We start from the raw sequence: 466 nt of genomic DNA on the forward strand, positions 1-466 counted from the left end.
GGCCACCGTTGCCCCGCCGGCCTGCAGCCGGCGGACCGCCTCCACCTTTCCTTCCGGCAGGACACCCGCATAGACGTCCGCTGCATCAATGCCGACGGCGGCAGCCACCTGGGCGGCCACGGCGGCATTGTCGCCGGTCAGCAGGATGGGGCGCAGCCCCAGGTGCTTCAGCCTGGCAACAGCCGCGGCGGATCCCTCCTTGATGGTGTCCCGCAGGCTGATCACGCCGGCCGGGGTACCGTCCACGGCAACCCAGATGGCTGTGGCGCCGCTGGCCTCGGCCGCTGCCAGCACCTCCCGCTGCCCGCCGGTAAGTGAAATGCCGTTGTCCTCAAGCCACCCCGTGCGGCCGGCCAACACCAGCCTGCCCTCCACGGTGCCCAGGACTCCGCCGCCGGGCGCGGAACGGAAGGCCTGGACGGCAGGCAGGGTGGCGCCGTCGTGCCTGGCCTCCCTTGCCGCTGCG

Annotated in this window: 1 protein-coding gene; it reads right to left on the reverse strand. The window is 73.0% G+C overall.

Going from position 1 to position 466, the window contains the following annotated elements:
- Positions 1-466: HAD family hydrolase (locus AC5RTT_RS20765; protein ID WP_494146737.1), on the reverse strand; the 466-nt coding region annotated here is incomplete at both ends.

The sequence above is a fragment of the Arthrobacter sp. Y3221157 genome, from assembly GCF_059089865.1.